1 pseudogene is annotated in these 233 nt (G+C 60.1%); it reads right to left on the bottom strand.

Annotation, left to right across the window (positions count from 1 at the left end):
- Window positions 1–53: 53 nt before the first annotated feature.
- Window positions 54–233 (bottom strand): annotated as a pseudogene (locus tag HFD97_RS22140) (hypothetical protein); the annotation flags it as partial.

Here is a 233-nt window from a genome sequence, read left to right as displayed (position 1 = left end):
ATGTATTCCTCTCAGTCAGGGTGATCAGGGCCGGTCTGACCGGCCCTGCGGCATCAGATAGTGACCCGGCGATTCCAAGTGGCCTTCCAGTCGATATAGTTTCCCTCGCGCAGCGGCGTCAGCTTCACCAGGTTTTCCGCCAGCCCGTTCATGATGAGGATGCGCTCAACCGCCTCAAACCAGCCCTCCCCGCTGCCGACCGGAAACCACAGGTTCGAATTGTCACCGCTGAG

Origin of the sequence: Pantoea sp. EKM103V (assembly GCF_011800365.1) — a bacterium.
GTDB classification, from domain to species: Bacteria; Pseudomonadota; Gammaproteobacteria; order Enterobacterales; family Enterobacteriaceae; genus Pantoea; species Pantoea anthophila.
This window is presented reverse-complemented; position numbering and strand designations above follow the sequence as displayed.